This window comes from Streptomyces sp. NPDC052012, from assembly GCF_040689265.1.
Classification (GTDB): Bacteria; Actinomycetota; Actinomycetes; order Streptomycetales; family Streptomycetaceae; genus Streptomyces.
Genome location: NZ_JBFAXA010000055.1, coordinates 1 through 1,194, shown reverse-complemented (window position 1 = coordinate 1,194; position 1,194 = coordinate 1). Strand labels below are relative to the sequence as shown.

Below are 1,194 nucleotides of genomic sequence, written 5' to 3'. Positions count from 1 at the left end.
ACACAGTGGACGCGAGCAACTGAGGACAAGCCCTCGGCCTATTAGTACCGGTCACCTCCACCAGTTACCTGGCTTCCAGATCCGGCCTATCAACCCAGTCGTCTACTGGGAGCCTTACCCTCTTATAGAGGTGGGAGTCCTCATCTCGAAGCAGGCTTCCCGCTTAGATGCTTTCAGCGGTTATCCCTCCCGAACGTAGCCAACCAGCCATGCCCTTGGCAGAACAACTGGCACACCAGAGGTTCGTCCGTCCCGGTCCTCTCGTACTAGGGACAGCCCTTCTCAAGACTCCTACGCGCACAGCGGATAGGGACCGAACTGTCTCACGACGTTCTAAACCCAGCTCGCGTACCGCTTTAATGGGCGAACAGCCCAACCCTTGGGACCGACTCCAGCCCCAGGATGCGACGAGCCGACATCGAGGTGCCAAACCATCCCGTCGATATGGACTCTTGGGGAAGATCAGCCTGTTATCCCCGGGGTACCTTTTATCCGTTGAGCGACGGCGCTTCCACAAGCCACCGCCGGATCACTAGTCCCGACTTTCGTCCCTGCTCGACCCGTCGGTCTCACAGTCAAGCTCCCTTGTGCACTTACACTCAACACCTGATTGCCAACCAGGCTGAGGGAACCTTTGGGCGCCTCCGTTACCCTTTAGGAGGCAACCGCCCCAGTTAAACTACCCATCAGACACTGTCCCTGATCCGGATCACGGACCCAGGTTAGACATCCAGCACGACCAGACTGGTATTTCAACGACGACTCCACCTGAACTGGCGTCCAAGCTTCACAGTCTCCCAGCTATCCTACACAAGCCGAACCGAACACCAATATCAAACTGTAGTAAAGGTCCCGGGGTCTTTCCGTCCTGCTGCGCGAAACGAGCATCTTTACTCGTAGTGCAATTTCACCGGGCCTATGGTTGAGACAGTCGAGAAGTCGTTACGCCATTCGTGCAGGTCGGAACTTACCCGACAAGGAATTTCGCTACCTTAGGATGGTTATAGTTACCACCGCCGTTTACTGGCGCTTAAGTTCTCAGCTTCGCCCCGTCGAAACAGAGCTAACCGGTCCCCTTAACGTTCCAGCACCGGGCAGGCGTCAGTCCGTATACATCGCCTTACGGCTTCGCACGGACCTGTGTTTTTAGTAAACAGTCGCTTCTCGCTGGTCTCTGCGGCCACCCCCAGCTCA

General features: G+C 56.4%; 1 rRNA gene. It reads right to left on the bottom strand.

Annotation, left to right across the window (positions count from 1 at the left end):
* Positions 1-21 precede the first annotated feature (21 nt).
* A 23S ribosomal RNA gene (locus tag AB0412_RS35725) occupies positions 22-1,194 on the bottom strand; the annotation flags it as partial.